Here is a 3,102-nt window from a genome sequence, read left to right as displayed (position 1 = left end):
GCAGGAGACGGCGGGGGCCGACGTGGTGGTGCCGGCGTTGTTGCTCGGCGTGGGCACGGCGGGCGCATGGTCGGTGCATCCATCCGTGGCGCTGGCTGCGGCGATCGTGGTGGCCGGGCAGGCCATGGCCGGTCTGGTGGTCGCGCCGGGACTGCGGCCGCGACTGACGGTTCTGGGTGGATTCGTGCTGGCGGCACTGCCGGCGGGGGCGTATGCGGCGTGGACCCTGAGCGTGCTGGCGGCGGGGGTGGGTGACGGTGCAGCGGACTTCTCCTGGCCGCGCCATATGGGGGTCGCGGGAGCGGTGGTCACCGCGTTCGACCACGGGCCGTCTGCGGTGTCGTCCGTCGGGATGACGGTGCTGATGGTCGCCGGCCTGGTCGCGGCGGTGGCGGTCCGGCAATGGCGGCGGCCCCTCGCCGCCATCGTGTGGGCGCTGGTGGTCTTCGGGGTCCTGTACGTGCTGTCCGCGGGGTTCCAAGGCGACTGGGTACGGATGTTCACCGGCTATTGGTGGGACGACATGTATCGGTTCGCGGCATTGCTCGCGGTGCCGACGGTGGTACTGGCCGGGGCGGGGGTTCGTGCACTGATCCCTCGGGGTTCGGGGCGTGGGACGGCAGCGCGGGCCGGTGTGGTGCTCGCGGTGGTGTGCCTGGTGGCGGTGGCATCCGGGCAGGCTCTCCTGGTGCACGAGGTGCGGATCTGGGGCTATGGGGCCGGTCCGGCGGTCACCGCGGAGGAGCGCATCGTGCTGGACGAGCTCGGCGAACTGTACGACGGCGGCGTGGTGCTCAACGACCCGTTCGACGGCACCACGTGGGTCTACGCGTTGCACAGCGTGCCGGTGATGTTCCCGTCGCCGCTGTCCGACGATCCGGTGGCGCAGGTAGGCGGAGACCGCATGGCCCTCTACACCTCGATCAACCGATACGGGTTCGACCCCTCGATCACGCACGAGGTGCAGCGGCAGGACGTGCGCTGGGTCATCGTGGGCACGAAGTCTGTCGGAGGTCCGGGCAGGCCGGGAGGGTTCATCGGACTGCAGTACAACCCGTACCTGCGGCCGGTCGCGGAGAACTCCGGCGCGATCCTCTACGAAGTGCTGCCCGTGGACGCGGACCATCCGCCGCTGATCCCGCCACCCGGCATCCCCCCGATGACCCCGCCCGAACAGCCGCCGAACACCGACTCACCGATCGTCGAGGCGGCCCCGACCGCCCCGGCGACTACCCTGGGCGGCACCGGATAACCGATCATCAGGAGCGCAACGCCCACATGGACGCCACCACCGTGACCACCGCAGGTGCCGACACCGACACCGGCCCCGGCGCCGAGCGCGATCTCCTCCTCCAGCGGACCCTGTTCTCGGGTCCGCGCAAGTGGGTCAATGACGACCTGTACTCGCGCCTCACCCGCGGCGTGGCCCGCCGTTCCCGCGGCGAGGTGCACCTCGAGGCCGGCGCGATCGTGGACACCAACACCTACTTCGGCCGGTTCGAGGCCTCGTACTGGCAGCGGTGGACCCACGTCACCGACCTGATGGTGCGGGTGTCGATCGAGTCGGCCGGGCGGGTGGACGTGCTGGTCCGCGCCTCCGACATCGGGTCCCACGTGCGGACGGTGGACCTGGTCCACCACGACGGTGACGGCATGGCGGTGCTGCACGTGCCCGTCGACACCTTCACCGACGGTGGCGCGATGTGGTTGGAGGTGCACGCCGTGGACGCCGCCGCCACCGTGTCGGAGGTGGAATGGGCGACGACGACGACGAGGCCGGTCCGTCGCGCGGCCGTGGCCATCTGCACGTTCAACCGTGCTGACGATTGCGCGGCGACCGTCGACTCGCTGGCGTCCGATCCCCTGGTCGCCGATCTCATCGACGACCTCTATGTGACCGATCAGGGCACGGATCTGGTCGAGACCCGGGAGGAGTTCGCGCACGCCGCCGACGAGTTCGGCGACCGGCTACACTACCTGCGCCAGCCGAACCTCGGCGGGGCCGGCGGGTTCAGCCGCGGGATGTTCGAGGCCACCGCGCCCGGGGCGCCCGGCCCGGTGGACGTGCTGCTCATGGACGACGACGTGCGGGTCGAGCCGGAGACCGTGCTGCGACTTTTCGCTTTTGCCGCCGTGACGCGCGAGCCGATGCTTGTGGGTGCGCAGATGCTGTACCTGTACAACCCGGACTACCTGCTGGTCTCCGCCGAGCGCACGGCTCTTGCCGAGCTCAAGGGCGGCCTGGATGCGGACGAGTTCGCGTTGCGCGACGAGTCGGTGGTGGAGAACCTGCAGGAGCGGCGGATCGACGCCGAGTACAACGCCTGGTGGTCCTGCCTCATCCCCGGTGAGGCCGTGGAGAAGGTCGGCCTGCCGATGCCGTACTTCTTCCAGTGGGACGACATCGAATACGGGTTGCGCTGCCGTCAGGCCGGGATGCCCACGTGCACGCTCCAGGGCGCGGCCGTGTGGCACGCCGACTTCTACTGGAAGGACGGCGACGACTTCGGCCAGTTCTTCTCACAGCGGAACTCACTGGTCACGGCCTCGATCCGGCAGGGCATCGACCCGAAGGACATGGCCAAGAACCTGGCGCGCACCGTCCTCCGCGCGGTCGCGGCCATGCAGTACGGGTTGGCGGCCACGCGGCTGCGGGGCATCGAGGCGTTCCTCGATGGTCCCGACGGCGCGTTCGGTGTCGGGGACGGTGGCCAGCGTGCGCTGGCGGCGATTCGCGAGGAGCGCGCGGGGTACCCGGAGACCGCCAAGCTGGGCGTGGAGGCGCTGCCGGCCGGTATCACGGTGGAGCGCAAGGTCGGTATCCCGCGCGAGGACCGCGAGGACCAGGTGCTGGCCAAGCGGCTGCTCGTGCAGAAGCTCGGCCGGCAGCGCCGGGGGGTCGTGGCGATCCCGTACGAGGACGCCGCCTGGTGGCATGTGGCGCTGTTCGACGAGGTGTACGTGACCGACGCCTCCCAGACCGGGGTGCACCACCGCAAGGTGGATCCGGCCCGCGCCGCCGAGCTCCAGAAGCGGCTGGCCGCGCTGCTCGCGCGGTTCGTCCGCGAGGCCCCGGCGGCGCAGGACCGCTGGCGGAGGGCG

Annotated in this window: 2 protein-coding genes; both read left to right on the top strand. The window is 70.9% G+C overall.

What is annotated here, in order from left to right:
* Positions 1 to 1,252: DUF6541 family protein (locus G6016_RS06345; RefSeq protein ID WP_182631836.1), on the top strand; the 1,252-nt coding region annotated here is incomplete at its 5' end.
* A gap of 26 nt (positions 1,253 to 1,278) precedes the next feature.
* The coding region (locus G6016_RS06340; RefSeq protein ID WP_182631835.1) for a glycosyltransferase at positions 1,279 to 3,102 on the top strand (1,824 nt) is incomplete at its 3' end.

The sequence above is a fragment of the Dietzia aerolata genome (genome assembly GCF_014144865.1).
Classification (GTDB): domain Bacteria; phylum Actinomycetota; class Actinomycetes; order Mycobacteriales; family Mycobacteriaceae; genus Dietzia; species Dietzia aerolata.
The sequence above is the reverse complement of the archived record's forward strand: the minus strand, read 5'-3'. Positions and strand labels throughout refer to the sequence as shown.